We start from the raw sequence: 25,854 nt of genomic DNA on the forward strand, positions 1-25,854 counted from the left end.
TTGGTAACGATTGCTCAGGACACGGCGAACCCGTGGCTGAGTTCGCCGCCGGGCCGGCCTTCGGACGGATCGGCCACCTCGATCAGCCCGCGCGGCTGGTTCGGCCGATCATCGAGCGCGAGCGCCAGATCGGACGCCAGCGCGAAAAACCGGCGACGCACATCTTCGGCGTAGGGGTTCAGCCGCTCGATCGCATCGAAGACCTCGGGCGCGTCGTGGCGGACCATTTCGACCGCCTGGACCAGGAGATCGAAACTGCGCGTGGTGACGCGGGTGGGCAACGGCTCCATCTGGACCAGCACCTTGGCGATGAGATGCGTCAGCCCTTGCGCCATTGCTGCGTCGCGGTCGTGCCGCTCCGGCGTGGTGACGATCACGTCGAGCCTGAGGAAACGGCGCAGGAAGGCCGCCACGCGCCCGCCGGCCGAACCACGCAGCGGACACACGGCGATCTTGAGACCTGCGATGCCCGCCCGCGCGCTCTGCGGGCCGAACAGCGGGTGCGTCGCGACGATATCGACATGGTCGGGCAGAAGCTCCAGCATGACCCGCGCCGGACCGACCTTGACCGAGCCCACATCGAGAACCAGCGTTCCGGCCTCGATATGCGGGGCGATCGCTTCGGCAGCCTCGGCGAACCGGCCGACCGGCACGGCAAGGACGACGACGGGGCAGCGCGCGACGGTCGCCAGATCGGTGAAGACCACGCCCGAAGGATCGACCGCCACGCCGTCGAATGCCGGGTCGTGCGCACACAGGGAAAAGTGCTCGTGCAGATGCCCGGCGGCGAGCCGGGCAAACGCGCCGAAGCCGACGAAGCCGAGCGTCGGTTTTTGAGCCTGTCGGGAAGAAGAGGCCATCTCTGAAAAACTCCGAGAGATGCCACGGAGCCAGAGCCGTCCCGCCGGAAATCAACCGCTGGCTTCGCAGCGGTTGAAAGACGACAAAGCATCCCGCCGCTATTCAAGCGGCGCGTAATACATCCCGGCGAGGAAAGCGGCCTTTGTCATGGGCTGCCCATTAAGGCCCACGTCAGGGCGTGTCAACGCCGTCGAGCGGCTCGACGGACTGAGAGCGGATGGCAGACGGCTCTCGGCGGCGGTAATAGTATGTATAGGCCTCTCGGCTGAAGCCGAGAGAGCGATAAAGCGCAAGGGCTGGCGGGTTGTCGGCCATCACGGCCAGACAGGCGTCATAGGCTCCTTGCCTGTTGCCCCATGCCAGGAGGCCCGACACCGTCCGAGACGCATAGCTCCGGCCGCGAAAATCGGGATGAGTCGCCACCGCTTCCAGAACGATCAGACCGCGATGCACCACGCCGTAAGCGACGGATACGATGCGATCATCAACCCGTACGCAGGCAAAGGCGGTCGGGAGCACGATGCTGTCGACGGAGCGCCGGAAGGCTTCGACGGCGATCGCCGATGCCGGCCCCTCCATCACGGACCAAGCTTCGATCCATTCGTCGCCCGGTGGTCCGGTGTCGATTTCGATGTCCTCCGGCTCCGTCATGGTTCGTTGCAGAGGAGCGAGCAGAACCTTGCTTTCGGCCAGAACAGCGTAGCCGCGCGATGCGAGCGCATCGTCGATATCGTTGGCAAAGGACGGAACTTTGAAGATCGTCGGGCGACCGAGCCCGTCGTAGACGCGCTCCGCTTCGGTGATGACGGAGGCGAAATCCTTGGTCGCCTGACGGGTCGCGTTGACCGAATTCGTTCTTCGGACGGGGCCGCCCGAGGCCCGGATCAGCCATCCGTCGAAATAGGCTTCAACCGGTGACGGCCGTCCGTTCCAGCACGCTTCCTCGATCCGCCAACAAAGCCCAAGATCGGTCACGTCACCTCCTTACGGCGAACGCTCGGCGGCGCTCGGTCAGGATTTCGTAGACAGGCTAGAGGTCGCTGGCGTCCGGCAGCTTCGGCCGCGGCATGGCGAACACCTCGGCGACGGCGGCATAGTCGAGATAGCCGAGGCGCGACAGCGGTCGTGCCAGGCTCAAGTCGATGCGACCGTCCTTGAGGATGCGCTCGTCGATATGGATGCCGACCACTTGGCCGAGCAGCATGACGTTATCCGACGGCGCACCATCCAACCCCTTGGGCCGAAACCACTCGGTAACCTTGCATTCGAGCGCCGCCGGGCTTTCGGCAACGCGCGGTGCCGCCACCAGCTTGCACGGCGCCTCGGTGAGCCCGGCGACGATGAATTCGCTCTCTCCTCGCGCCGCGGGCGCAGAGGAGCGGTTCATTGCCTCGGCGAGGTCGGAGGTCGCCAGATTGGCGACGAACTCGCCGCTCTCGATGGCGAAACTCACCGTATCCTTCATGCCCGCCGACGAGACCATCACCAGCTTCGGCCGGTCGGAGACGGCGTTGAAGTAGCTGTACGGCGCGAGGTTGACCGCGCCGGCCGTCGACCGCGTGGAAATCCAGCCGATCGGCCGCGGCGCGACCAGCGCCTTGAAGGGATCGTGCGGCAGCCCGTGACGATTGTCCGCCGTCTCGTAGAACATCAGCGCAGCCCGGTGGCCTTGGCCTCGGTCACGATATCGGCGAGAGCCGGACGCGGCCGGTCCTCGATCACCTCCGCCCGCGTGCCGATGTGGATGAAGCCGATGACCTTTTCGTCCGGCGCGATGCCCAGCACGGCCTTGGCCTCGTCGTCATAGGCGACCCATTCGGTCAGCCAGTTGGTGCCGTAGCCGAGCGCGTTGGCAGCGGTCGTCAGGTTCATGGCCGCCGCAGCGCCGGACAACTGCTGCTCCCATTCGGGAATCTTGACGTGCGGCTTGGCGGTGGAAATGACGCCGACGACGACCGGCGCCCGTGTGAAGCGCGTCCGCTCGGCATGGCGCCGCGTCTCGGTGATCGCGTCACCGTCCCTGCCCTCGACGATCGCAAGCAGGGCCTCGCCGATCGCCGCGGCGGCTTCGCCGCGATAGACGATGAAGCGCCAGGGCGCGAGCTTGCCGTGATCGGGCACGCGCGAGGCGATCGTCAGGATCTGTTCGAGCTCGGCGGCATCCGGCCCCGGGGCGCTCATCAGCGGCAGCGGCACCGACCGGCGGGTGCCCAGCGTTTGCAAGATCTCGCTCAACGGATGATTCCCTTCTTTCGGACTTCGTAGAGGCCGCATCGCCTCCTGAACAGAACACCTACTCGCCCCAAGCCCGGAATCAAAGACGCGCGGCGGCGGTGCCTTGAATTCGTCCATCAATTGCGATGAAAGAGGTTCGAGCATGGTGCGAGGGGGTTCTGTTCTGTGCGCAAGCTGAGTTCAGGGGTGTCGATGGCCGCGTTGATCGGGCTCGTCCTCACCCAGCCGGTCCTGGCGCAGAACATTCCGACGCCATCCTTCATCGAGCGCGGGCTGCGCAGTTTTCAGGACGACAAACCGGGCGGCAACCGGGCCTATGCATCGCCATCCGCGATTCCCGGCGACCTGGTGCCGGACGCCGGGTCGGTGGGCGCCGCACCGACCGGGGCGCTACGCCAGTTCGACCCGATCGCATTGCCCGAGGCGCCGATGCAGCCCTATGTCCCGGACCTCGACCTGCCCAATCTGCCGGCCTACGCCCCGCAACAGGTGCCGACGCTGCGCAACCACGCCCCACGTACCATCGCCTTCGAGGCACGGCTCACCGAAGACGGCGACACGATTCCCGACGGCGTGGTCTGGCGGCTGTTTTCGCCGATCCCGGGCGGTGACGGCAGGCTGCCGCTCATCGCGTCGGCCACGGGCGGTTCGTCCTCCTTCGATATACCGCCGGGCTCCTACATCCTGTATGCCGCCTATGGCCGCGCCGGCGTGACGAAGCGGGTCAACTTCACGGGCCTGCAAACGCGTGAGGTCGTGGTCTTCGACGCGGGCGGTCTGAAGCTCAACGCCTCGCTGGGCAACGACGAGCCGATCGCCGACAATCTGCTCAGCTTCGACATCTACAGCAGCGCCGAGAACGAACGCGACCGGCAGTTGATTGTCGCGGACGTGGAGCCCGGACGAACCATCAGGCTCAACGCCGGGACCTATCAGATCGTCTCCAAATACGGCTCCGACAACGCGGTGATCCGCGCCGATATCCGGGTCGAGCCGGGCAAGCTCACCACCGCGACGATCCAGCATCACGCCGCTCAACTGACCTTCAAGCTGGTTCGCGACGCAGGCGGCGAGGCCTTGGCCGATACCGCTTGGTCGGTGTCGTCCATGTCCGGCGACGTGATCCGGGAAAGCGTCGGGGCGTTCGCCACGATGGTTCTCGCCGAGGGCGATTATGTCGTCGTCGCCAAGAACAAAGACCGGCTCTACCAGCGCGAATTCGAAGTCGAGTCGGGCAAGAACGCCGAGGTGGAGGTGTTGACCAGCGATCTTCTCGCCGCCGCCGGATCGGACGAAGGGTCCGGCGACTGATCGCTCCAGAGCGACATGCGTCCAGATCGAATCGCCATGTCGCTCGATCGTCTTGTCTTGTCGCAGGATGTCTGCCCGAAAAGCCTGCAACTTTTCGGCATCATGCTCAGAAGCCGATCGTGAACCGCCGCGACAGGCTGAGGCCGACGCTGAACTGATCGGCGCTGCCGACATCGACCAGCGGCGAATCCGCAGCGTCGCCGACCAGCCGTTCGTAGGACGCTTCCGAGTTCAGGAACCAGTCCGGCCGAAACTCGTAGCGGGTCTCGACGCCGACACCCACCGACTTGAAGCCGCCGTCGGGATCGTAGGCGTCGAGGCGTCCTCCGCCAGCCGCCGACTCGGCGGGGCTCACGCCGAAATAGGCTTCCATATAATCAGCCGAGGCAAAGCTTGCCCGAGGCCCCGCCTTGAGCTGGAAATCGTTCGTCGGCCAGACGATGGCATTGGCGCCGAGATCGCCAACGAAGCCGTCGGCACCGCCGAAGGCATAGCGGACCGCGCCGAAGACTTCGGCATGGCTCCACTCATAGCCGACCTTCATGCCGGCTTCGTAAGTGGGATCGACATCGGCGAGCCCGCGAAGATCGCGGTTGTCGCTCGAATCGCGCTCACCCTGATAGGCGAAGGACGGACCGAAGGAGAGACCGCCGCTGTGGCTGTCGGGGCCGCCGATCTCCACCACCCCGGGAATGTAGAGATATTCGAGGCTGATCACCGGCCAGGGGCTGAACTCGTACTCGTCGGAGCCGACATAGGCCGGAGAGAGCTTGGCGCCCAAGCCGAGTTCCAGCGTGATAGCGAAATCGTCAGGGCTGGTGGCCGAGGCAGGAAGCGCGTCGGCCGCCTGCGCCGGCGATAGGGCACCGCACAGGACAACCATGGCGGCAGGCGTGAGCGGCCGAAAAGGACGGATCATCGAAGCTCTCTCGTTTCGCCGGAAAAACCAAAGACGCCTTACAGATCGGCGTCTTTGGTTAAGCTTCGGTCAAAACGGGAGAAAACCCAAGAGCATTGTCGCCGTCGTTCCAAAGAGGGACGCCGGCGTGACCCGATCGCTACAATGCCTTCAGGGCGCTAGGCTGCTGTTGCGGCTTCGCGCTGACGCCGGACATCGGGCGGCGTCGCTTCGTCCGTCAGCAGGGCGATCGCCTGGACGAGCGGCATCGACGCCTGATCGCGCGAGCCCAGCCGACGCACGTTGACCGCTTTCTCCTCGGCCTCGCGCTTGCCGCAGACGAGGATCACCGGCACCTTGGCGAGCGAGTGCTCACGGACCTTGTAGTTGATCTTCTCGTTGCGCAGGTCGGCCTCGACGCGCAGCCCGGCCGCCTTCAGGGTCTCGACCACGTGCGTCGCATAGTCGTCGGCCTCCGAGGTGATCGTCGCCACCACAGCCTGGACCGGCGCGAACCACAGCGGGAAATGCCCGGCATGGCTCTCGATGAGAATGCCGAGGAAGCGTTCCAGCGAGCCGACGATGGCGCGATGGATCATCACCGGCTGCTTCTTTTCCGAATCCTTGTCGATGTAGAAGGCGCCGAACCGCTCCGGCAGGTTGAAGTCGACCTGCGTGGTGCCGCACTGCCATTCGCGGCCGATCGCGTCTTTCAGCGTGTATTCGAACTTGGGTCCGTAGAAGGTGCCCTCGCCCTCGTTGATGCCGGTCTTGATGCGGCTGTCTTCGGCGGCCATCCGGTTCAACGCGCGCTTCAGGATGTCCTCGGCGTGGTCCCACATCTCGTCGGTGCCGACACGCTTCTCCGGCCGGGTGGCGAGCTTCACCAGCACTTCCTCGAAGCCGAAATCCTTGTAGACCGACATCATCAGGTCGTTGATCTTGAGGATCTCCGCCTCGAGCTGGTCCTCGGTGCAGAAGATGTGCGCGTCGTCCTGGGTGAAGCCGCGCACGCGCATCAGACCGTGCAACGCGCCGGACGGTTCGTAGCGGTGGACGTTACCGAATTCCGCAAGCCGGATAGGGAGATCGCGGTAGGACTTCAACCCATGCTTGAAGATCTGCACGTGGCCCGGACAGTTCATCGGCTTCAGCGCGAAGATCCGGTGATCGGCTTCCTCCTCGTCCTCGTGAGTGAAGGCGTAGGCGGATTTTACCGCGAACATGTTCTCCTGGTACCAGCCCCAGTGGCCGGAGGTCTCCCAAAGCGACTTGTCGAGAATCTGCGGCGCGTTGACCTCGTCGTAGTCGTTCTCGATACGCCGGCGCATATAGGCGATGAGGTTCTGGAACATCTTCCAGCCCTTGGCGTGCCAGAACACGACGCCCGGCCCCTCCTCCTGGAAATGGAACAGGTCCATCTCGCGGCCGAGGCGGCGATGGTCGCGCTTCTCGGCCTCCTCCAGCATGGTCAGGTAGGCCTGGAGCTGCTCCCTGGTCGCCCAGGCGGTGCCGTAGATGCGGGTCAGCATCGGATTGTTGGCGTCGCCGCGCCAATAGGCGCCCGCCACTTTCATCAGCTTGAAGGCCTCGCCGATCTGGCCGGTCGAGGCCATGTGCGGGCCGCGGCAGAGATCGAACCATTCGCCCTGCGAATAGATCTTGACGTCCTGATCCTCGGGAATGGCGTCGACGAGCTCGACCTTGAAGGCCTCGCCCTTGTCAGCGAACACTTGGCGGGCCCTGTCTCGCGGCCAGACGTCCTTGGTGAAGGGCGCGTTGCGGCGGATGATCTCGGCCATCTTCTTCTCGATCACCGGCAGATCGTCCGGGGTGAACGGCTCGTTCTTGGCGAAGTCGTAGTAGAAGCCGTTCTCGATCACCGGGCCGATGGTCACCTGGGTGCCCGGCCACAGTTCCTGCACGGCCTCGGCCATCACATGCGCGGCGTCGTGACGGATGAGGTCGAGGGCGCGGGGATCTTCGCGGGTGATGATCTCGATGGTGCCGGAGCCGGCGACGGGATCGGCCAGATCGCGGATTTCTCCGTCGAGCGCATAGGCCACGGCCTTCTTGGCCAGCGACTTGGCAATCGACTCGGCGACCTCGCGGCCGCTCTGCGAGGCGGCGTATTCGCGCGAGGAGCCATCGGGAAAGGAAAGGGAAACGGCTTCGGCCATTCGTTCGATCTCCTGTTGTCCAGTCCCGCCTACGAGCGCGGGTGGTGTGAATGGGGACAGAATCGTCCGGGCGCGATATAGGCGGATTGACCACCACGCTCAAGCAAGGAGGCTGACTATAAGCCGGAGCCTGTCTCGGACTGGAGCTCGGCAGCCGGCATTTCAGTCCGGCACGTTGTCGATGCCGCTCGTGCCCCAAGGCCCACAGCGCGACACCCGTTTTGCGGCCAACCAGCCGCCGCGCAGGAGACCGTGGCGGGCGATCGCCTCGTAGCCGTATTCCGAGCAGGTGGGCAGATGCCGGCAGTGACCGCCCACTAGCGACGAAAGGGTGAGCTGATAGAGCCGGATCAGGCCGACGCCGACAAGCCGCCCCGGCGTCTTGCGCCAAGGACCGGTGTAGTTACGAGAGGGGACGGCCATCACTTCACCTTGGCATAGACGTAGGCGTCGCGCGGCTCGCTCGAAATGTTCGGATGGACGATGTAGCGGTGCAATTTGCCTTCCAGCCGTAGGCCCGCCTTTTCCATTACCCGCGCGGACGCCGTATTTTCCACGTCACAGACGGCAAAGGCACGATAGATACCAGGTTGCGCCAATACCCATTCGACGAGGGCCGATAGCGTCTCGGTGAGATAGCCGCGATTGTGGTAACGCACTCCCAGCAGATAGCCGAAGCCGACCATATGCCCTTGCGGGTGGAGATGGATAGCGCCGATCGGATGCTTCTCAGTGGCCCACTCGGCTATGACAAAGGGAAACGACCGCCCCGCGGCCCATTCATCGCGCCACCGTGCTATGCACGCCTGCGAGTCCAGTAACGTCCGATGCGGCTGCCAGGTTAGAAACCGCGTGACCGAAGGGTCCGTGGCATACTCCGCATAGATCGCCTCTGCGTCCTCCATGACTGGCTTGCGAATGACGAGGCGTCGGGTCTCGAACCGCTCTGGCGGCCGCATCCCCTCATCGTTCTCAGGCTGCGGCGCTGGCATCGGCCTTCCTGCCCTCGATCTTGTCGAGCGCCTCGACCACCGCGTCGAAGGTCAGCATGGTGGACGCCTGCCGCGCCTTGTAGTCGCGCACCGGCTGCAGATATTTCAGCTCGGCAAAGCGCCCGGCGGGCGGCGGCCCGTTCTCCTTGAGCATGGCGAGCATCGCCTTGCGGACCTCGCGCAGCTCGTTCGGCGTCGCTCCGACGATGACGCTCGCCATCACCGACGACGACGCTTGACCCAGCGCGCAGGCCTTCACTTCATGGGCGAAGTCGCCGACCACGCCGCCGTCCATTTTCAGATCGATCGTGACGGTCGAACCGCACAGCTTGGAGTGAGCTGTGGCCGTCGCATCGGGATTTTCGAGCCGCCCGATACGGGGAATATTGCCCGCCAACTCGAGAATGCGGGCATTGTACACTTCATCGATCATGGTCCGTCACCGCTCGGAGGATGCGGGCGATATTCAAAACGCCGGTTCGGCTGTTTATATAGCCCCGCAGGCTCGGTATTAAAATTGGCCGGCGTAATTTCAGAACGAGGCCTGCTCGCGGGCCTTGGTCCTCGTATCGAAGTGCTCCTGTTCCATGGCTTCCAGCATCACGAAAGACACCGGCATGAACGCGATCGTCGAGCGCTTTCCCGACAAGCCTGGCACCGAACGGCCGAGCCGCGAGGAGGCCGAGGCCGCCGTGGCGACGCTGATCCGCTGGGCCGGCGACGATCCGCACCGCGAGGGGCTGCTGGAAACCCCGGCACGGGTGGTCAAATCCTATGAGGAGTTGTTCGGCGGCTACGGCATGGATCCCGCCGAGATCCTCGGCCGCACCTTCGAGGAGGTGGCGGGGTACGACGACATCGTGCTGATGCGCGATATCGACTTCTATTCGCATTGTGAGCACCACATGGTGCCTATTATCGGCAAGGCCCATATCGCCTATCTGCCCGCGGGCCGCGTGCTCGGCCTGTCGAAGATCGCGCGTTGTGTCGAGACGTTCGCCCGCCGGCTGCAGACGCAGGAGGCGATGACCGCGCAGATCGCAGCCGCGATCGATGAGGTGCTCGGCCCTCGCGGCGTCGCGGTCATGCTGGAGGGCGAGCACCTCTGCATGGCCATGCGCGGGGTGCGCACCAAGGGTTCGAAGACGATCACGACCGCCTTCCACGGCGCCTTTGCCGACGACAAGGCCGAGCAGGCCCGCTTCCTCGGTATGGTCGGTACGCGCTGATGCCGGCGAACGATTCCGGCACTTCGTTCGCGCCACCCTCTTCCGACAAGGCGGAACTGGAAGAAGGGCGCAACCTGACGCCGCGTTTCGACGACAAGGGCCTGGTGACGGCCGTCGTGACCGATGCGACGACGGGCGATCTGCTGATGGTCGCTCATATGAACGCCGAAGCGCTGGCACTGACACTTCAAACCGGGACAGCGCATTATTTCAGCCGCTCGCGGCAGTCGCTGTGGAAGAAGGGCGAGACCTCCGGCGCCTTGCAGACCGTGCGCGAGGTCCGCGTCGACTGCGACCAGGACGCGGTCTGGCTCAAGGTCGACGTCGCGCGGCCCGAAGAGACCTGTCACACCGGGCGCAACAGCTGCTTCTACCGGCAGGCCCGCTGGGACGATGGCGGCGCGGTTCTGGAGCTCACGAAAGAGGCCAAGCGCGCCCTGCCCTGACCCCTCGTAGCCAACGGCGGTGCAACCCCCGTCTCAAGGATGAGGGGCGGCGGTCGAGCCCACGCATCATGCGGTCCGCACCGACTTTGAAACCGGCGCGGTGTCACAAAAGCGGGGACTGCCCAGGAAAGCCGCCGGAGCAGTCCTCGTTCGGCCGAATGGTCGCTCGGGCCGCTAGCTGGCGGCGATATAGTTGCGGATATCCTCAGCCTCCTGCTCGGCGGCGGCGATCCGCTGCTTCACCACGTCGCCGATCGACACGAGCCCGACGAGCTTGCCGCCCTCGACCACAGGCAGATGTCGGAAGCGTCGCTCCGTCATGATCTCCATGGCTTCCGCGACGGTCGTCTTTTCGGGACAGGTGACGACCTCCAGGGTCATGACTTGCGAGACCGGCTCATCCAGGCAGCTGGGGCCCTGCGTGCCGATCAGCCGCACGATGTCGCGTTCCGACAGGATGCCCGCGACGCCCGCGTCCTCATTGAGGAGGATGACAGCGCCGATGCGCTTTTCCGCCAGCCGGGCCGCCGCCTGCGCCAAGGTGACGTTGGGCTTCATCGTCACCACGTCGCGCCCCTTGCGCTCCAAGATTAGCTTGACCGTCATTGTTCGTTTCCTCACCCGTGCAACAGGCACTTCCGACTTGGCAAGGTGGAACAAAGACGACGCGAGTTCAACCCTGCCGACGGCCGTAACGCTCGCTGCGGTCGAACAGCGCGAAGGACAGAAAACCGAAGGCGAAGCCGCCGAGATGAGCCTCCCAGGCAACCTGCCCTTCCCCGCCGCCGAACATCGAGCCGACGCCGGTGCCGACGACGAGGTTGATGCCGAAGAACACCAGAATGAAGAACAGTACCGTTCGGTCGGCGAGCGACTCGAGCACCGACAATCGCCGGCCGTCGACCTCGATGCGGCCGCCGACGCGCGCCCCCGGATGGAACGCGAACCGGCAGGCTGCCCCCATCAGCGCGGAAATGATGCCCGATGCGCCGACCACCGGCTCCACCAATGTCGGATTGACGAGCCCGAACAGCGCCGCGCCGGCGACGGCCCCCGCCGCGCAGATCAGCAGAAACCGAGTTACCCCGAGGCGCCGGGCCACCGGCGAGCCGAACGCAAGCATCCAGACCGTATTGACGAGGAGATGCGTCCAGCCGCCATGCAGGAAGGCATAGGAGAGCGGCGACCAGAGCCCCGAACCGGCAGTGCGCAGACCGCAGACCTCCGAAACGGAATCGTAGCAGCCTGGCAGGAAGGAGAAGTTCATGAGTACCAGCGCGTCGGCCCATGGGCTCAGCACGCTGCGAACGATCTGGACCAGGAAGAAGGCTGCCAGCAGGACCAAGACGACGCCCGGTACGTTGAACGCGGGCGGATTGTGTCGAACGGGCTGGCCGCTCTGGTGTTCAGGCGTCACGAAAGGGTCTCCCTTTGAAAAAGGACGGTCTCGTTTGGCGTGCAAAGGCACGGCAGTCTCTCGTCGGGATCGAGACATCGACGAATCGTTAACGTCCCGCACCTAGACTGGCCATCTCGCAGGCTTCCGCCGATTCGTAGCGCGATCGATTCGACCATGTATCAAACCGCCATGGCCCAGCAGCAGAGCTCCGTCGAGCCGCACGAGTTCCAGTGCGTGAACGTCGATTTGCTCGGGCGGTTCATGCTGGAGGATCAAAGCGAATATCCATGCCGGATCGAGGCCATGTCGCCGGGCGACGCGATGGTCCTTACTCACGCCACGCCTCGCCGCGATGAGTTGGCGATCTTCTATATCGATCATGTGGGCCGGTTGGAAGGTATGGTGCGCCATGTCTTTCCCGGCGGCTTTTCGGTGCTGCTGCGCGGCAGCGAGCGCAAACGCGAAAAGCTCGCCGCGCAGTTGACCTGGCTCGCCAACAGGCATGAACTCGACCTGCCCGAGGATCGCCGGCACGAGCGCGTTCAGCCGCGTCAGCGGGTGGTTGCGATCCTTTTCGAAGACGGGCGCTCGGCCGATGCCCTGATCATCGACCTGTCGCTGTCCGGGGCCGCCGTCCAGTGCGACGCCCATCCCGCCATCGGCACGCGAGTGACGCTCGGCTCCACGCCGGGCCGGGTCGTGCGCCTGCTGGAGAGCGGCTTCGCCATCGAGTTCGCTGCGGTGCAGGAGCGTGAAGCGCTGGAAAGCCGGTTCGGCTGAGGCGTTTCCCCGCCGGGACGGCAGCCGGCATCACCATTCCCTTTCCCAGTATCCTGTCCGATCGTCGGCTCGTGCGGACGAACGACGGGCCGTCATGCGATAGCGCTCCCGGTTTCGGCGCCGCAACGCAACGCTCGCCACGAGCAGTGGCGGCCCCCGACCGTCTTCTCCGCTTTGCCACCTAAGCCTTACCGTCAGTTCCGCGACCCGTTTTCTCTGACGGCTCAGACGACACAGTCTGCCTGCTTCGCCCACCGCTCAGCGCCAGGCATCGGAGTCGAGGCGTCATGCGCCGGCTCCGATCGTTCAAATGTGAATCGATTTTGAGCGGACGGCTTCAGTTCCAGTAAAGTATATTTTCCGGCATTCTTCGACAATTTGAGTTAATTTGCCGATCATGACTTCGCTCGAAAGTAAAACGCATGTGCCATTCTCTCCATCTACAACGGGGAGAAGAACACTTGAAGTCGATCAGCAAGCGGGCTTTCGCCCTCGGCGTCTTCGCCGTCATCGCATCGTCGGCAACGGCTTGGGCTCAGCCTCTGCGCATGCCGATTCAGGGCGCCACCTCACAGCCGATAGGGCACTACGAATTCTGCCAGCAATATGCAGACGAATGCCGCCCCAGCGGCCAGGTCGGCGTCGTACAGCTCACGCAATCCAGCTGGAACAAGCTGATCGAGGTGAACAGCGCGGTCAATACGGCGATCTATCCGCGCACCGATCAGGACATGTACGGCGTGCCGGAGCGGTGGTCGTATCCGACGACCGAAGGCGATTGCGAAGACTATGTCCTGCTTAAGCAATATATGCTGGAGCGCGACGGTTTCCCGCGCTCGGCGCTGCTGATCACGGTAGTGCGACAGCCGAATGGCGACGGCCATGCCGTGCTGACGGTGCGCACCGACGCCGGCGAATACATCCTCGACAATCTCGCGGACGAAATCCTGCCCTGGACGCAGACGCACTACACCTATCTGAAGCGCCAGTCCGACAGCAATCCGGGCCGGTGGGTGGCGATCGCCGACGACCGGAACGTCCTCGTCGGCAGCCTTCGCTAACGCATGATGCCGAAAAGCGGCGAACTTTTCGGCATCATCCTATGACAAGCTTGGCCGGGAGCGGGCATGGCCCGCGATCGATCGCGGTGCGTTCAGGCTCCCGTTCCGGAGGCCATTGAAGCGGACTCCTAGTCCAGATCGATGTCGAGGATCGTCATCGTGAAATGATAGGACAGTTCGCCCTCTTCCTCGTCCTTGGACAGAAGTCCGACGAACTCGTCGTCGAGATAGACCTCCGCCGAATCCGCCTTGCGCGGCAACGCCCGCACCTGGATGGGCGACCCCGCAAAGCGCGACTTCAGATAGCTTTCGAGCTTGCGGATTTCTTCTGGCTTCACGAGCATACTCCTTGGTGGGCACCAGACTAGCTAGAGACGGCGCCGCGATTTCAATGGCTGCGCCCGTCGCGCACCCTTGCCGTATCGGTCCGACGGTCAGTCCACCTTGTCGAATGTCTGATCCATCGCCCGTGCCGGCTCGCCCTGGCAATCCACCATGCCGATCACGCGCGCCGGCACGCCGGCGACGGTCGACTTTTCCGGGACCGGCTTCAGGACGACCGAGCCGGCGGCGATTTTCGAGCATTTCCCGACACGGATGTTGCCGAGAATCTTGGCGCCGGCGCCGATCAGCACGCCGCTTTCGATCTTCGGGTGGCGGTCGCCGAATTCCTTGCCGGTGCCACCCAGCGTGACGTCCTGCAAGATGGACACGTCGTCGCCGATCGACGCGGTCATCCCGACGACCAACCCCGTGGCATGATCCAGAAAGATGCCGCGGCCCATCTTGGAGGCCGGATGGATGTCGGTCTGAAAGACGGCGGACGAGCGCGACTGCAGATAGAGGGCGAAATCCTGCCGCCCTTCCTGCCACAGCCAATGCGCCAGCCGATGAGTCTGGATGGCGTGGAAGCCTTTGAAGTAGAGCAGCGGCTGGATGTAGCGCTCGCAGGCCGGATCGCGGTCGTAGACGGCCTGGAGATCGATGCGCAGCGTCTCGCTCCAGCCGGTGTCCTTCTGCCACATGCTCTCGAAGGCCTGGCGGATCAGAACGGCCGGAATGTCGGGATGGTCCAGCCGCTCGGAGACGCGGTGGATCAACGCGTTCTCCAGGCTCGGATGATTGAGGATGGTCGCGTAGATGAACGCCGCCAGAACCGGGTCGGTCTCGACCACGCGTTCGGCCTCCAGACGAATCTGCGCCCAGATCGGATCGATCGCTTCCAGCCGATCGTGCGGCTGCCTGCCCACAACGGTCATTTGGTATGTCTCCATGTGCCGGCGGGCCGGCCGACGAGCAGCGTTGGCGGGCCGTCGATCGGCCAGCCTCGTATCGTAAGGGCAAATCTAGAGCGGGTTCGGCTTCGCCCAAACCCCGCTCCATTCACGCCTCTCGAAATTAAGAGCCCTGGGGTCGCAAAATCAATGGCCCATGATGGCGAGGCCGAGGTCGTGGCGCAAAGATCTTAAAGGAGAGATTGATGCTCGCCGAGGAACCGGAGCACGGCGGCCTTGAAGCTGCGATCGCCGACGGCCAGCATGTGGTCACGCCGTTCGATGTCGAAAGCGGTCGCGTTCGGCATCAGGGCGGCCAGTTCCGAGGCCGAGCCGGCGACGTCGTCCTTCGTCCCGACACCGATGAGGGTCGGCTGATCGAGCCTGCCGACCTGTTCAGCCGTCAGTTCCTGCCTCGAGGTCGAGATGCAGGCAGCCAGGGCGAACCGATCGCTGCCGGTGCGATCGGCGAAGGATCGGAACATGCGCGGCTGCTCGCCGCTCACGTCATCCAGCGACGGAGCCAGCAAGGCCTCCGCGATCGGGTCCCATTCTCCGACGCCGTGGACGAGACCGATGCCGAGCCCGCCGAAGACCAGCAGCGGAAAGCGATCCGGCGCGGCCAGCGCCGCAAAGGCGGCGACACGCGCGCCCATCGAATAGCCGAACAGCGCGGCCTGCGGAATCGAGAGATGGTCGACGAGGGCGAGAGCGTCGGCGGCCATCCGATCCGGCGCATAGGCGGTCTCGTCGTAGGGCTTGTCGCTGTCGCCGTGCCCGCGATGGTCGAAGGCCAGAACCCGATAGCCGGCGTCGACAAGGGCGGACACCCAACCCGGCTCGATCCAGTTCACCCTCATGTTGGAGGCAAATCCGTGCAGGAGCAGGACCGCCTTGCCGTCGCGCTCCCCCTCGTCGAGGTAGACGAGGTTCAAATTTTCGTTCTCAAAGACAGCCATGCATATTCTTTCCATTCTCGAACGACGCCAGCCGGCCGCCTGTCCCCATGACAGCGTCGCGGCGCGACAGCATCACCCTGTTCTTTTTGCGGCACCGATATTATGGTCCGCGCCGGCGGGCAATCTTGCATGAAGGAGCGATCAATGGCGGGACACGTCATCCCTCACTTTCAGAATGACGGCGGCTACGACGTGATCGAGATCGGCGTCAGCGAGTTCATGTGCGTCGGCGCCAATCCGCCCTTCGACCATCCGCATGTGTTCATCGACATGGGCGATGAACAAGAGGCCGTGTGCAGCTACTGCTCCACGCTCTACCGCCTGAACACCTCGCTGGCGCCCTCCGAGACGGTCCCGGCCGGCTGCCTGTTCGAGGAGAAGGCGGCCTGATCATGCCGTCCAGGGGCCGAATCGTCGTCGTCGGAGCCGGCATCGCCGGTCTGACCGCGGCGCTGTGCCTCGCACGATCCGGTTTTTCCGTCGACATCTACGAACGCGCGACCGATTTGCAGGAGGTGGGCGCCGGGCTTCAGCTTTCGCCCAACGCCGTGCGCGTCCTGTCATGGCTCGGCCTGGCGGACGGTCTCGTGCGGCACGCCGTGGTCGCCAAGACGGTCAAGCTGAAATCGGGCCGCTCCGGTCGGCAGATCGCCGCGGTGTCCGTCGGAGGACACGACGGCGCCTCCTACATGTCGATCCACCGGGCCGATCTGCAGGCCGGCTTGGCCATTGCAGCCAGCACGGACCCGGCGATCAACCTCCATCTCGGCCAAGAGCTGGTCGGCGCCGAACCCGGTCCGAAGACCACTCTGCTCGTCTTTCGGAACGGCAAGACCGATCGCCAAATCCACGCCGAAATCGTCGTCGCGGCCGATGGCGTCCGGTCGAGGGTCGCCGAAGCGCTTGTTCTGCCGCCGCCCGTCGACACTCGCACCACGGCCTGGCGGATGACCGTCCCGGCCGAGCGGATCGCCGCCGATCGTCCGGCGTTCAACGGGATCGAGGCTTGGCTGGGCGCGGGCCGCCACGCGGTGGCCTATCCGATTCGCCAGGGCCGTGAGGTGAATGTGGTGCTGATCGTGCCGAGCGACGGCGCCGCCGGCAGCGCTCCGGCGCCGGTCGAGGTCGACCGGCTGGCCCGCGAATTCCGATCCTGGGACAGCCAGCTTCAAAAGCTGATCGCCGCGGGCGGGCCGGCGCTCGCCTGGCCGATGTATGTGGTCGACGACAAGCGGCCGTGGCGGCACGACAATATCCTGCTGATCGGCGATGCGGCCCACGCCATGCTGCCCTACGCCGCCCAGGGGGCCGCCATGGCGATCGAGGATGGGTGCATCGTCGCCCATGCGCTCGCCAAGGCCGACAGCCCAGCCGCCGCCTTCGAACTCTACGAGACCCTGCGCCGACCCCGCATCGACAGAGTTCGCTCGCGCGTGCGCTTTCACGAGATGGTCTATCACCTGCCCTTCCCGCTCTCGCTGGGACGCGATGCCGTGCTCGGCCTGAAATCGCCGACGAATCTGGGCCAGGATCTGGCCTGGCTGTACGGCTGGACACCGCCCGTCGCCTGACCTCGTCCGCGATCCACCCGACGCAAGGGAACGCTGCCCGGACTTGCCTTGTTGTAGGGGCACCGGCCGCCCGGCAAGAGGACGCGGCATCGTTACGGCGACGCCGCCGCAGGCCGGACTGGTAAGGGACGGACAAACCCAAGGCTACGACATGATCAGATTGAAACGCACCGGCAGGCTCGTGACGGCCGCGGCGCTCGCCACCTCCACCGTGCTCAGCGGCCCGGCCGCCGTCTATGCGCAGGACGCCGCTCCGGCACCGGGACAGGATCAGCCCCTGCTTCTGCCACCCGGCCAACAGCCACCGGCACCCGACGACGCGCCGCAGCCCGAACCATCGCCTGCGCCCGAGGCGGCACCCACGCCCGAACCGGCTCCCCCGGCGGCCGAGGAGCCCGCTCCTGCGCCGGAACCCGCACCCGCACCCGAGCCTGAGGCTGCGCCCGAGCCTGAACCGGCCCCTCCGGCGGCGGCGGAACCTGCACCGGAGCCCGAACCAGCGCCCCAGCCGCAAGCGGCTTCCGAGCCGGAGCCTGCTCCGGTACCGGCGCCCGAGCCTGAGGCTGCGCCCGAGCCCGAAGCTCCACAGGCTTCCGAGCCCGCCGAGCCCACCGTCGAGGAGCCGACGGTGAACGAACCGGCCGTCGAAGAGCCAGCCGAACCCGACGTGCCCGACGCGGCGCCGGCCGAGGAACCGACACCGCCCAGCGCTCCGGAGGAGCAGGCTGCGCCCGAACAGCCGGCCGCCGAGCAGCCCGCCGAACCGCAGGCCGAACCCCCTGCCCCGACCGAGCCGCAAAGCGACGGCGCGGCGGCGCCGGAAGGAAGCGGATCCTTCCAATCCCCCGACGAGCTGCCGGCTCCGGCAGATGAAGACCAGCCCGCGCCGCAACCGGATCAGTCGCAGCCAGAGAGCGGCCAGACGCCTGATTCGACCAAGTCGGATCAGCCGGCTCCGCCCGCTGGCGAAAAGCAGCCCAGCGACGCGCAACAGCAACCCGCTCCCGACCAGCCGGCGGAAATGCCGGCCGAGCAGCCGGCGGAGGCACAGCAGGGTCAGGACGGCTTCGTACCGATGGACGAACAGGCCGAGACGCCCGAGGCCGTGCCCGCCGACGTCCAGACCCAGCCGGTCGATCCCAAGCGGCTGGATGAAAGCGACGCGCGCGCTCAGCAGTTGAGGGAACCCGTCGAGGTCCGTTCGGCGCGGTCCGAGGAAGGCGAGCGGATCGACCGCCGGCCCGATCGCGAATTGCCGCCAGACGCCGAGGTCGTGCGCCGGGTGGGTGATCGCGACATCCTGGCGATCGTCGGAGCCGGCGTGGCCGGCGCCGCAGCGGGTGCCGCAGCCGCCTATTTCATCCAGCCGGACGATCAGGAACGGCTCGGACGCGGTGCCGACGAACGCTATGTCGAAGAGCTGCCGCGCGGTCGCACCCGCGAGACCATCGTTCGTCCGAACGGCGTGCAGGTCGTCTCCATCTCCAATCGCTACGGCGACATCATCCAGCGTTCGCGTATCATGCCGGACGGCCGCGAGGTCGTGCTGTTCTACGATCCGAGTGCCGAGGGGCCGCGCCACCGCGACTACACCTACGACCCCGGCGCCGACCTGCCGCCGCTGGAGCTGGCGATTCCGCGCGACCGCTACATCGTCGATGTCGAGCAGCCCGACGAGCAGCTCTATTTCGATACCATCGTCGCGCCGCCGGTCGAGACGGTCGAGCGAATCTATTCGGTCGACGAAGTGCGTCGGTCGGAGCGTATTCGCGACAAGGTGCGGCGGATCGATCTCAACACGATCAACTTCGACTTCGGCTCCTCCTCGATCTCGCAGGACGAAGTGGAAGACCTGCAGGCACTGGCCGAGGCGGTCAGCCGCGTGATCGGGGACAATCCGGGTGAGACCTTCCTGATCGAGGGTCACACGGACGCAGTCGGCTCCGAACTCGCCAATCTGGCCCTATCGGACCAAAGAGCCGAGGCCGTCGCCCAGGCGCTGACGGATTACTTCGACATCCCGCCGGAGAATCTGGTCACCCAGGGCTATGGCGAGCAGTACCTGAAGGTTGACACCCAGGAGGCCAACCGGGAGAACCGCCGCGTGACACTGCGCCGGATCACCCCCTTGGTGAAGCCGGTGGATTCCGCCAGCGCCAACTGAGCGTCGGTCGAATAACTCGACGAGAAGGGTCGGCAGTCCGTGTGGCTGCCGACCCTTTTTTTATCGTGTGGAGAAGACACCGGAAGGACACGACCCCAGACGTACGCCGCCTGACCGTGAAAGGGATGACGACGAGGAAGGCGCTCGAAGGGTCAAGAACCGAAGTCTCTGTACCCGTGGGAGTTGTACCGATGGCCAAACGCCCAGGCGGTTGCTCGGCACCCTACCCTTGACGGCCGATCGCAAATGGTCGCGATCAATCGCTGCCGTCGGCTTCGGGCTGTTCCTCCGCCGAGATGAAGTTGCCGACCGGCGACAGCGGCTGGATGTAGCTGGCAAAGACCTTGATCGCGACCATCATGGGCACGGCGAGGAACATGCCGATGACGCCCCAGATCCAGCCCCAGAAAGCGACGGCCAGAAAAACCGCGGCAGGGTTCATCTGAAGGCGGCGGCCGACGATCATCGGCGTGATGAACTGGCCTTCGATGGTGGTGCATAGGAGGTACAGGAAAACTGGGAACAGGGCGTCCCACAGCGTACCGAACTCGGCGAGCCCGATGACGCCGACCAGCGCCATTCCGACGATCGCGCCGATATAGGGGATGTAGTTGAGCAGCGTCGCCAACGCGCCGAAGATCAACGGCGTCGGCATTCCCGCGATCCAAAGCATGCTGCCGACAGCGACGCCCAGCGAGATGTTGATCAAGGTGATGGTGAAGAGATAGCGCGACAGCTCGCGCTCGATGTCGTGCGCGATGTGGAGTGCCCGCTTCTTGTCGGAGAGCGTCGGCATCGCCTTGACCAGCTTCTGATAGAACAGGTCGCCCGAGGACAGGAGAAAGAACAGGAATACCAGAGTGAAGCCGATGCTGGCCATGACCTGCGGCAGCGCGGACGCAGCGTTGTCGAGCAGCCCGGGGTTCTGAACGACGACCTCCTGAGGCTTGTCATCATCGGTGTTCGGCGCCTCGGGCGCCGCGTCGTCCGCCGTCTTTTCGACGGTCTGCTGCGCGGTCCGCAGTCGCTCCACGCGGTCGCGGATATCGTCCATCTGGTGATTGACGGCGGCGGCGTAGCGCGGCGCGTTGTTGACGATGTTGGCGATCGGATCGCTCAACATATAGAATCCGAACACCAGGGTGATCAGCGCGCCGAAGACCAGGACGATGGCTGAAACGGGCTCCCAGATCTTTAGGCGGCGGCGCAGAAACCTTACGATCGGGCTCAGCACGAGCGCGAAAAGAAGCGCGATCACCACTGGCAGCACGAAACTGGCGGCGAGATAGAGCGCGCCGAAAAACAAAATCAGGAAGATCCCGATGATCGCCCAGCGCGGACCCTGCTGAAAGGTTTGCGAATTGACCAATCCGATCGCAGGCGCAACGATCGAGTTCTTGTCATTCCGATGCTCGATCGTGGAATCCGGCACAGCACTCTCCAAGGCCAGCCGCTGTAACGGAGCGGCAGGTCTAAGGTTCCGGTGGATCGGGCACGGAAGGCTCCGGCGGTTAACCGTTTCCTAGAGCACTTTGGGAGCGCTTCGGACGCGTGACGATCGCCCGCCGAACGCAAGTCTTCGACGCATGCCATCGATCAGGGCCGACGCCGCGGCTGGCGAGTTCGGCCGTGGCGCCATCGCAGGCGCCACGACGTGGCTCCGGCACCCGTTAGTGCAGGATCTGCGACAGGAACAGCTTGGTGCGATCGTGCTGGGGATTGGTGAAGAACTGTTCCGGCTCGTTCTGCTCGACGATCTGGCCGGCGTCCATGAAGATGACGCGGTTGGCCACCTGCCGCGCGAAGCCCATCTCGTGCGTGACGCAGATCATGGTCATGCCCTCTTCGGCGAGGCCTACCATGACGTCGAGCACCTCCTTGATCATCTCCGGATCGAGCGCCGAGGTCGGCTCGTCGAACAGCATGATCTTGGGGTTCATGCACAGCGAGCGCGCGATGGCGACGCGCTGCTGCTGGCCGCCGGAGAGCTGGCCGGGATATTTGTTGGCCTGCTCGGGGATCTTGACGCGCTCGAGATAGCGCATGGCGACTTCTTCGGCCTGCTTCTTGGGCATCTTGCGCACCCAGATCGGCGCGAGCGTGCAGTTCTCCAGAATGGTGAGATGCGGGAACAGGTTGAAGTGCTGGAACACCATGCCGACCTCACGTCGCACCTCGTCGATCTTCTTCAGATCGCTGGTCAGTTCGATGCCGTCGACGACGATGGTGCCCTTCTGGTGCTCCTCCAGCCGGTTGATGCAGCGGATCATGGTCGACTTGCCCGAGCCCGATGGTCCGCAAACCACAATGCGCTCCCCCCTGCGCACTTTCAGATTGATGTCGCGCAGGACGTGGAACTCGCCGTACCACTTGTTGACGTTGATCAGCTCGACACCGACCTCGCGGTTGGCATCGATGTCGTTGCGGACGGCCGTGTTTTGCATTGCCATGAGGAGGAGTTCCTTACCTGTGTCCGGTATCCAGGCGCCGTTCCATGAAGATGGAGTAGCGCGACATGCCGAAACAGAAGAGCCAATAGACGAAGGCGGCAAAGACCAGCCCGGTGGCAGGCGTCGACGGCGTGATCCAGTTGGGATCGTTGAAGCCGCGCCGGACCGTGCCGAGCAGGTCGGCCAGGCCGATGATGTAGACGAGGCTGGTGTCCTTGAAGAGCCCGATGAAGGTGTTGACGATGCCGGGGATCACCAGCTTCAGCGCCTGCGGCAGGATGATCATCCGCATCTTCTGCCAATAGGTCAGCGCCATGGCGTCGGCGGCCTCGTACTGCCCCTTGGGGATGGCCTGCAGGCCGCCGCGCACGACTTCGGCCATATAGGCCGCAGAAAACAGCGCCACGCCCACCAGGGCCCTCAGCAGCTGGTTGAACGAAACGCCGTCCGGCATGAACAGGGGCAGCATGAACTGCGCCATGAACAGGACGGTGATCAGCGGAACGCCGCGCCAGAACTCGATGAAGATGATCGACAGGAGCCGAACGGCGGGCATGTCGGAGCGCCGGCCCAGCGCCAGGAGGACACCCAGCGGAAGCGAGCTGGCGATGCCGGTGACCGACACCACCAGCGTCACCAGCAATCCGCCCCACAGATGCGTGGGAACGACCCGCAGCCCGACGTCGACCGACAGGAAGACGAGGACCGCGACCATCGCGACCGGCGGCCAGACCGCCGCGAGCGCAATTCTCCGGTCGTTGGCGCGCAGCGCCGCAAAGGCGGCGACACCGATCGACGCCAGCGCCAGGACGAGCGCGAGCAGCGAAAAGATCGTGAAGCGAAGCCCGAACAGCGCGATCGAGGTTCGCGCGACGGTGTTCGATAGCAACAGCGCGACGATCGACAGCAGAACCAGAACGGCCGCCACCTTCATCAACGTGTCCGTCCAGTCGACATCGCTGCGCGAGGTCACCAGGATCAGCGATCCGACCGCCGCCAGCATCAGAAACAACGCCACCGCGCCGCTGCCGATCGCCAGTTGGCCTCCGGTGAGCAGGACGAAGGCGACGAACGGAAACACTCCGAACAACAGGACCGCGTTCAGTCCCTTGCGCGGCAGCGACGGCACGAGCAGCCCGATGGTCAGCACCGCCAGAAGCAGAAAGACCAGGTTGACGCGCCACCGCTCGGCCACCGGATAGAGGCCATAGACGAACTGCTGGAACTTCGAGGAAACGAAGATCCAGCACGCGCCGGCGGCCTCGCCGTCACCCGCCACGCAGGCCTCGCGACCCTGGCCGGTAAAGACCGCGTCGAACAACGCCCATTGCAGCAGGTTCCAGACGGCCCAGGCGATGAAGAACAGCGCGACGACGCTGATCACCGCATCGACGGGGGTCGAGAAGAGGTTCTTGCGGACGGTGCCGATCACTCCGGTCTCGTCGGCCGGCGGCGGCAGCGGCTGTTTCTGTTCCCGCGCGACGAAGCGGGCGACTTGTTCTTCCATTGGATTTCCGCCCTACCGCTCGACAAGCGCCATCTTGGCGTTGAACCAGTTCATGAAGGCCGACACCAGCAGGCTGAAGGTCAGATAGAAGGCCATGCAGATGATGATGATCTCCACCGACTGGCCGGACTGATTGAGCACCGTCGAGCCAATCGCGAAGAGGTCGGGATAGCCGATCGCCAGAGCGAGCGAGGAGTTCTTGGTCAAATTCAGGTACTGGCTGGTCAGCGGCGGGATGATGACCCGGAACGCCTGCGGCACGACGACCAGCCTCAGCGTCTGGGCTCGCCTGAGGCCCAGCGCCTGCGCCGCCTCGGTCTGTCCCTTGGAGACGGACAGGATGCCGGCGCGCACGATTTCGGCGATGAAGGCCCCCGTATAGACCGACAGCGCCAGGAAGAGAGCCAGGAACTCGGGGCGGATCTGAAAGCCGCCGACGAGGTTGAAGGTGCTCTTCGTCGGGTAGTCGAGGACCACCGGCAGGCCGGTGACGAGGAACACCAGCAACGGCAGCCCGACGATGAGACCCAGCGCCGGGCCGAGAAGCGAGCGCTGTTCACCCGTCGCCATCTGACGCTTGCGCGCCCTGCGATAGAGGAAGACCGTCACGACGACGCCGATGACGAACACCGCCAGCGTCAGCCAGGCCAGCGTCTCGAAGGCCGCGCTGGGGGTCTGCAGGCCACGGTTGGAAATGTAGGCGCCGAACGGCAGCGCCACCGCCTGTCGTGGCAACGGCAGAACCGACAGGACGCCGAAATACCAGAAGAGGATGACCAGCAGCGGCGGAATGTTGCGGAACGTCTCGACATAGATGGTGGCGAGACCGCGCAGTAGGAAATTGTGAGACAGCCGCCCGATGCCGACGATGAAGCCGAGGATCGTCGCCATGACGATGCCCGTGCCCGCGATGATGAGCGTGTTGACGATGCCCACCACGATGGCGCGGCCATAGGTCGCGTTGCTCGAATAGCCTATCGGCTGCTGCGCGATGTCGAAGCCGGAGCGGTTATCGAGGAAACCGAAGCCCGAGGCGATGTGGGCCTGGGCGAGATTGCGGGCCGTGTTGTCGACGATCCACCAGATAAAGGCGGCCAGTCCGAGAACGAGCACGACCTGAAAGACAATGCTGCGAACCAAGGGGTTCGTCAGGAGGGAGTCGCCGGAGCGCCCACGCGGCAAGGGCCGTATATCAACCGTCATCGCTGCCCGATCATTTGATAGCACCACGGCTTCGCCGCCCGAGGGCGACGAAGCTCACATGTGTTACGGCTCAGTCCAAATGGGCTCAGCGGATCGGCGGCGCGTACTGCAGGCCGCCTTCGGTCCACAGCGCGTTCTGCCCGCGGGCGATGCCGAGCGGGGTGTCGGTGCCGATGTTGCGCTCGAAGATCTCGCCGTAATTGCCGACCGCCTTGATGATGTTCACCACCCAGGTCTGCTCCAGGCCGATCTTCTCGCCGAAGTTCTCGCCGACACCCAGAAGACGCGACAGGTTCGGGTTCTGGCCCTCGCCGCTGTCGACCGCCTTGGTCTGCTCGTCGACCATCTGGTCGACGTTGTCCATGGTCACGCCCATCTCTTCGGCGTTCAGCAGCGCGAAATGGACCCACTTGACCAGGTTGAACCACTGGTCGTCACCCTGCCGCACGACGGGACCCAGCGGCTCCTTGGAGATAATCTCCGGCAGCACGACGTTCTCGTCCGGGTTGCCCATCTCCAGGCGCGAGGCGTAGAGGCCCGAGGCATCCGTGGTCAAAACGTCGCAGCGGCCGCTGTCATAGGCCGAATTCACGTCCGACTGCGCCTCGATGACGACCGGATTGTAGTCCATGTTATTGGCCGAGAAGTAGTCGGCCAGGTTGAGCTCTGTCGTGGTGCCGGACTGCACGCAGACGGTGGCGCCGGACAGCTGCAGCGCCGAGTTGACGCCGATGTCCTTCTTCACCATGAAGCCCTGGCCATCATAGTAGTTGACGCCGGCGAAGTTCAGGCCAAGCGCGGTGTCGCGGTCCATCGTCCAGGTCGTGTTGCGGGCGAGAACGTCGATCTCGCCGTTCTGAAGAGCCGGGAAGCGCTGCACGGCCGAGAGCGGCGTATACTGCACCTTGCTCGCATCGTTGAAGATCGCCGCCGCGATCGCCTTGCAGTAGTCGACGTCCAGGCCCTGCCATTCGCCCTGGTCGTTCTGTGAGGCGAAGCCCGGCAGGCCAGTGTTCACGCCGCACTTGAGGGCACCACGCGACTTGACGTCGTCAAGCGTCGCCGCCGATGCGCCGCCAGCGGCCACCGCTGCGACCGTCAGTCCAAGGGCGGCCGTCAGGAGCTTCAATTTCATCAGGATAACCTTCCCATTCGTTTCAGGTTTCTGCTTCGTTGGTTTGCGAGTAAAGCCGTCCCCTGTGCTAGAAGGCATGGGGGACAAACTGCGCCAGGCGGCAGAACGCCGTCGCGCACAGATCACATGCCATAATTTTCAGCAGGTCAAGCTTCCGTCTTGTTTTTTCCACGAAGTGACCGCTGATTTTTAAGGTCGC

The 25,854-nt window shown here is 64.7% G+C and carries 26 protein-coding genes and 1 pseudogene; 8 read left to right on the forward strand and 19 right to left on the reverse strand.

Annotation, left to right across the window (positions count from 1 at the left end; all coding sequences use genetic code 11):
• Positions 1-14 precede the first annotated feature (14 nt).
• The 4 genes from SMD10_RS18395 to SMD10_RS18410 all read right to left on the reverse strand — a co-directional run bounded on the left by SMD10_RS18395 (position 15) and on the right by SMD10_RS18410 (position 3,135).
• Positions 15-860, reverse strand: a complete 846-nt coding sequence (locus tag SMD10_RS18395; protein WP_331687194.1) for a prephenate dehydrogenase/arogenate dehydrogenase family protein — start codon at positions 858-860, stop codon at positions 15-17.
• Positions 861-1,032: 172 nt separating this feature from the next.
• Positions 1,033-1,836: a GNAT family N-acetyltransferase gene (locus tag SMD10_RS18400; protein WP_331687195.1), complete on the reverse strand. Its 804-nt coding sequence runs from the start codon at positions 1,834-1,836 to the stop codon at positions 1,033-1,035.
• 55 nt (positions 1,837-1,891) lie between these two features.
• Positions 1,892-2,512, reverse strand: coding sequence for a flavin reductase family protein (locus SMD10_RS18405; protein ID WP_331687196.1), 621 nt, complete (start codon positions 2,510-2,512; stop codon positions 1,892-1,894).
• Positions 2,512-3,135: a nitroreductase family protein gene (locus SMD10_RS18410; protein WP_432757272.1), complete on the reverse strand. Its 624-nt coding sequence runs from the start codon at positions 3,133-3,135 to the stop codon at positions 2,512-2,514. The genes SMD10_RS18405 and SMD10_RS18410 overlap by 1 nt, the downstream gene beginning before the upstream one ends.
• A gap of 153 nt (positions 3,136-3,288) precedes the next feature.
• Here SMD10_RS18410 and SMD10_RS18415 point away from each other — a divergent pair, with 153 nt between their 5' ends.
• Positions 3,289-4,407 (forward strand): RgsD C-terminal domain-containing protein, encoded by a 1,119-nt coding sequence (locus tag SMD10_RS18415; protein WP_331687198.1) that lies wholly within the window; start codon positions 3,289-3,291, stop codon positions 4,405-4,407.
• 106 nt (positions 4,408-4,513) lie between these two features.
• Here SMD10_RS18415 and SMD10_RS18420 read toward each other — a convergent pair whose 3' ends face one another.
• The 5 genes and pseudogenes from SMD10_RS18420 to SMD10_RS18440 all read right to left on the reverse strand — a co-directional run bounded on the left by SMD10_RS18420 (position 4,514) and on the right by SMD10_RS18440 (position 8,910).
• Positions 4,514-5,326, reverse strand: coding sequence for a MipA/OmpV family protein (locus tag SMD10_RS18420; RefSeq protein ID WP_331687199.1), 813 nt, complete (start codon positions 5,324-5,326; stop codon positions 4,514-4,516).
• 158 nt (positions 5,327-5,484) lie between these two features.
• Positions 5,485-7,485 carry a threonine--tRNA ligase gene (gene thrS / locus SMD10_RS18425; protein WP_331687200.1) on the reverse strand — a complete coding sequence of 667 codons (2,001 nt, stop codon included), beginning with the start codon at positions 7,483-7,485 and terminating at the stop codon, positions 5,485-5,487.
• Between the two features lie 165 nt (positions 7,486-7,650).
• A pseudogene (gene yidD / locus SMD10_RS18430) lies at positions 7,651-7,908 on the reverse strand (membrane protein insertion efficiency factor YidD); the annotation flags it as partial.
• Positions 7,908-8,477 (reverse strand): GNAT family N-acetyltransferase, encoded by a 570-nt coding sequence (locus SMD10_RS18435; RefSeq protein ID WP_331687201.1) that lies wholly within the window; start codon positions 8,475-8,477, stop codon positions 7,908-7,910. The pseudogene yidD and the gene SMD10_RS18435, both read right to left, overlap by 1 nt.
• The gene (locus tag SMD10_RS18440; protein ID WP_331687202.1) at positions 8,458-8,910 is read right to left on the reverse strand and encodes an iron-sulfur cluster assembly scaffold protein; all 453 of its coding nucleotides are present in this window, start codon (positions 8,908-8,910) and stop codon (positions 8,458-8,460) included. The genes SMD10_RS18435 and SMD10_RS18440 overlap by 20 nt, the downstream gene beginning before the upstream one ends.
• Positions 8,911-9,094: 184 nt before the next feature.
• Here SMD10_RS18440 and folE point away from each other — a divergent pair, with 184 nt between their 5' ends.
• Positions 9,095-9,706, forward strand: coding sequence for a GTP cyclohydrolase I FolE (folE, locus tag SMD10_RS18445; protein WP_331687231.1), 612 nt, complete (start codon positions 9,095-9,097; stop codon positions 9,704-9,706).
• Entirely contained in the window at positions 9,706-10,152 is a 447-nt protein-coding gene (hisI, locus tag SMD10_RS18450; RefSeq protein ID WP_331687203.1) for a phosphoribosyl-AMP cyclohydrolase, read from the forward strand. Before folE ends, hisI begins: the two co-directional genes overlap by 1 nt.
• 174 nt (positions 10,153-10,326) lie before the next feature.
• On the opposite strand, the gene SMD10_RS18455 is transcribed toward hisI, so the two are convergent.
• Both SMD10_RS18455 and SMD10_RS18460 read right to left on the reverse strand, forming a co-directional pair.
• Positions 10,327-10,758, reverse strand: a complete 432-nt coding sequence (locus SMD10_RS18455; RefSeq protein ID WP_331687204.1) for a CBS domain-containing protein — start codon at positions 10,756-10,758, stop codon at positions 10,327-10,329.
• A gap of 67 nt (positions 10,759-10,825) precedes the next feature.
• Positions 10,826-11,569 (reverse strand): rhomboid family intramembrane serine protease, encoded by a 744-nt coding sequence (locus SMD10_RS18460; RefSeq protein ID WP_331687205.1) that lies wholly within the window; start codon positions 11,567-11,569, stop codon positions 10,826-10,828.
• Positions 11,570-11,725: 156 nt separating this feature from the next.
• Between SMD10_RS18460 and SMD10_RS18465 the strand changes: the two genes are divergently transcribed.
• Positions 11,726-12,331, forward strand: a complete 606-nt coding sequence (locus SMD10_RS18465; protein ID WP_331687206.1) for a PilZ domain-containing protein — start codon at positions 11,726-11,728, stop codon at positions 12,329-12,331.
• Positions 12,332-12,792: 461 nt separating this feature from the next.
• Positions 12,793-13,392, forward strand: a complete 600-nt coding sequence (locus SMD10_RS18470) for a transglutaminase-like cysteine peptidase (RefSeq protein WP_331687207.1) — start codon at positions 12,793-12,795, stop codon at positions 13,390-13,392.
• Between the two features lie 128 nt (positions 13,393-13,520).
• Here the strand turns inward: SMD10_RS18470 and SMD10_RS18475 are convergent, their stop codons facing one another.
• The 3 genes from SMD10_RS18475 to SMD10_RS18485 all read right to left on the reverse strand — a co-directional run bounded on the left by SMD10_RS18475 (position 13,521) and on the right by SMD10_RS18485 (position 15,625).
• Entirely contained in the window at positions 13,521-13,736 is a 216-nt protein-coding gene (locus tag SMD10_RS18475) for a DUF3126 family protein (RefSeq protein WP_432757273.1), read from the reverse strand.
• 90 nt (positions 13,737-13,826) lie between these two features.
• Positions 13,827-14,651 (reverse strand): serine O-acetyltransferase, encoded by an 825-nt coding sequence (gene cysE / locus SMD10_RS18480; protein WP_331687209.1) that lies wholly within the window; start codon positions 14,649-14,651, stop codon positions 13,827-13,829.
• A gap of 206 nt (positions 14,652-14,857) precedes the next feature.
• Positions 14,858-15,625 (reverse strand): alpha/beta fold hydrolase, encoded by a 768-nt coding sequence (locus SMD10_RS18485; RefSeq protein WP_331687210.1) that lies wholly within the window; start codon positions 15,623-15,625, stop codon positions 14,858-14,860.
• A 144-nt stretch (positions 15,626-15,769) separates the two neighbouring features.
• On the opposite strand from SMD10_RS18485, the gene SMD10_RS18490 reads away from it, so the two are divergent.
• The 3 genes from SMD10_RS18490 (at position 15,770) to SMD10_RS18500 (ending at position 19,360) form a co-directional block, all read left to right on the forward strand.
• Entirely contained in the window at positions 15,770-16,015 is a 246-nt protein-coding gene (locus SMD10_RS18490; RefSeq protein ID WP_331687211.1) for a zinc-finger domain-containing protein, read from the forward strand.
• A gap of 2 nt (positions 16,016-16,017) precedes the next feature.
• Positions 16,018-17,196: an FAD-dependent oxidoreductase gene (locus tag SMD10_RS18495; RefSeq protein ID WP_331687212.1), complete on the forward strand. Its 1,179-nt coding sequence runs from the start codon at positions 16,018-16,020 to the stop codon at positions 17,194-17,196.
• Positions 17,197-17,347: 151 nt separating this feature from the next.
• Positions 17,348-19,360 (forward strand): OmpA family protein, encoded by a 2,013-nt coding sequence (locus SMD10_RS18500; protein WP_331687213.1) that lies wholly within the window; start codon positions 17,348-17,350, stop codon positions 19,358-19,360.
• Positions 19,361-19,616: 256 nt separating this feature from the next.
• Here SMD10_RS18500 and SMD10_RS18505 read toward each other — a convergent pair whose 3' ends face one another.
• The 5 genes from SMD10_RS18505 to SMD10_RS18525 all read right to left on the reverse strand — a co-directional run bounded on the left by SMD10_RS18505 (position 19,617) and on the right by SMD10_RS18525 (position 25,655).
• Positions 19,617-20,792 carry an AI-2E family transporter gene (locus SMD10_RS18505; RefSeq protein ID WP_331687214.1) on the reverse strand — a complete coding sequence of 392 codons (1,176 nt, stop codon included), beginning with the start codon at positions 20,790-20,792 and terminating at the stop codon, positions 19,617-19,619.
• Positions 20,793-21,030: 238 nt separating this feature from the next.
• Positions 21,031-21,804 (reverse strand): amino acid ABC transporter ATP-binding protein, encoded by a 774-nt coding sequence (locus SMD10_RS18510; RefSeq protein WP_331687232.1) that lies wholly within the window; start codon positions 21,802-21,804, stop codon positions 21,031-21,033.
• 19 nt (positions 21,805-21,823) lie between these two features.
• Complete coding sequence (locus SMD10_RS18515) at positions 21,824-23,317, reverse strand: amino acid ABC transporter permease (RefSeq protein WP_331687215.1); 1,494 nt, start codon at positions 23,315-23,317, stop codon at positions 21,824-21,826.
• A 12-nt stretch (positions 23,318-23,329) separates the two neighbouring features.
• A complete protein-coding gene (locus SMD10_RS18520; protein ID WP_331687216.1) occupies positions 23,330-24,520 on the reverse strand; it encodes an amino acid ABC transporter permease in 1,191 nt (396 codons plus the stop codon).
• 85 nt (positions 24,521-24,605) lie between these two features.
• Positions 24,606-25,655: an amino acid ABC transporter substrate-binding protein gene (locus SMD10_RS18525; RefSeq protein ID WP_331687217.1), complete on the reverse strand. Its 1,050-nt coding sequence runs from the start codon at positions 25,653-25,655 to the stop codon at positions 24,606-24,608.
• Positions 25,656-25,854: the final 199 nt, after the last annotated feature.

It is taken from the genome of Consotaella aegiceratis (assembly GCF_036541425.1).
In the GTDB taxonomy this organism is placed as follows: Bacteria; Pseudomonadota; Alphaproteobacteria; order Rhizobiales; family Rhizobiaceae; genus Consotaella; species Consotaella aegiceratis.

Excerpts from the sequence above, each read along its gene's own strand:
- SMD10_RS18395 (WP_331687194.1), bottom strand. The coding sequence starts at position 860 with ATGGCCTCTTCTTCCCGACAGGCTCAAAAACCGACGCTCGGCTTCGTC.
- SMD10_RS18405 (WP_331687196.1), bottom strand. The coding sequence starts at position 2,512 with ATGTTCTACGAGACGGCGGACAATCGTCACGGGCTGCCGCACGATCCC.
- SMD10_RS18410 (WP_432757272.1), bottom strand. The coding sequence starts at position 3,135 with ATGCGGCCTCTACGAAGTCCGAAAGAAGGGAATCATCCGTTGAGCGAG.
- SMD10_RS18415 (WP_331687198.1), top strand. The coding sequence starts at position 3,289 with ATGGCCGCGTTGATCGGGCTCGTCCTCACCCAGCCGGTCCTGGCGCAG.
- SMD10_RS18420 (WP_331687199.1), bottom strand. The coding sequence starts at position 5,326 with ATGATCCGTCCTTTTCGGCCGCTCACGCCTGCCGCCATGGTTGTCCTG.
- thrS (WP_331687200.1), bottom strand. The coding sequence starts at position 7,485 with ATGGCCGAAGCCGTTTCCCTTTCCTTTCCCGATGGCTCCTCGCGCGAA.
- SMD10_RS18435 (WP_331687201.1), bottom strand. The coding sequence starts at position 8,477 with ATGCCAGCGCCGCAGCCTGAGAACGATGAGGGGATGCGGCCGCCAGAG.
- SMD10_RS18440 (WP_331687202.1), bottom strand. The coding sequence starts at position 8,910 with ATGATCGATGAAGTGTACAATGCCCGCATTCTCGAGTTGGCGGGCAAT.
- folE (WP_331687231.1), top strand. The coding sequence starts at position 9,095 with ATGAACGCGATCGTCGAGCGCTTTCCCGACAAGCCTGGCACCGAACGG.
- hisI (WP_331687203.1), top strand. The coding sequence starts at position 9,706 with ATGCCGGCGAACGATTCCGGCACTTCGTTCGCGCCACCCTCTTCCGAC.
- SMD10_RS18455 (WP_331687204.1), bottom strand. The coding sequence starts at position 10,758 with ATGACGGTCAAGCTAATCTTGGAGCGCAAGGGGCGCGACGTGGTGACG.
- SMD10_RS18465 (WP_331687206.1), top strand. The coding sequence starts at position 11,726 with ATGTATCAAACCGCCATGGCCCAGCAGCAGAGCTCCGTCGAGCCGCAC.
- SMD10_RS18475 (WP_432757273.1), bottom strand. The coding sequence starts at position 13,736 with ATGCTCGTGAAGCCAGAAGAAATCCGCAAGCTCGAAAGCTATCTGAAG.
- cysE (WP_331687209.1), bottom strand. The coding sequence starts at position 14,651 with ATGACCGTTGTGGGCAGGCAGCCGCACGATCGGCTGGAAGCGATCGAT.
- SMD10_RS18485 (WP_331687210.1), bottom strand. The coding sequence starts at position 15,625 with ATGGCTGTCTTTGAGAACGAAAATTTGAACCTCGTCTACCTCGACGAG.
- SMD10_RS18490 (WP_331687211.1), top strand. The coding sequence starts at position 15,770 with ATGGCGGGACACGTCATCCCTCACTTTCAGAATGACGGCGGCTACGAC.
- SMD10_RS18495 (WP_331687212.1), top strand. The coding sequence starts at position 16,018 with ATGCCGTCCAGGGGCCGAATCGTCGTCGTCGGAGCCGGCATCGCCGGT.
- SMD10_RS18500 (WP_331687213.1), top strand. The coding sequence starts at position 17,348 with ATGATCAGATTGAAACGCACCGGCAGGCTCGTGACGGCCGCGGCGCTC.
- SMD10_RS18510 (WP_331687232.1), bottom strand. The coding sequence starts at position 21,804 with ATGCAAAACACGGCCGTCCGCAACGACATCGATGCCAACCGCGAGGTC.
- SMD10_RS18515 (WP_331687215.1), bottom strand. The coding sequence starts at position 23,317 with ATGGAAGAACAAGTCGCCCGCTTCGTCGCGCGGGAACAGAAACAGCCG.
- SMD10_RS18520 (WP_331687216.1), bottom strand. The coding sequence starts at position 24,520 with ATGACGGTTGATATACGGCCCTTGCCGCGTGGGCGCTCCGGCGACTCC.
- SMD10_RS18525 (WP_331687217.1), bottom strand. The coding sequence starts at position 25,655 with ATGAAATTGAAGCTCCTGACGGCCGCCCTTGGACTGACGGTCGCAGCG.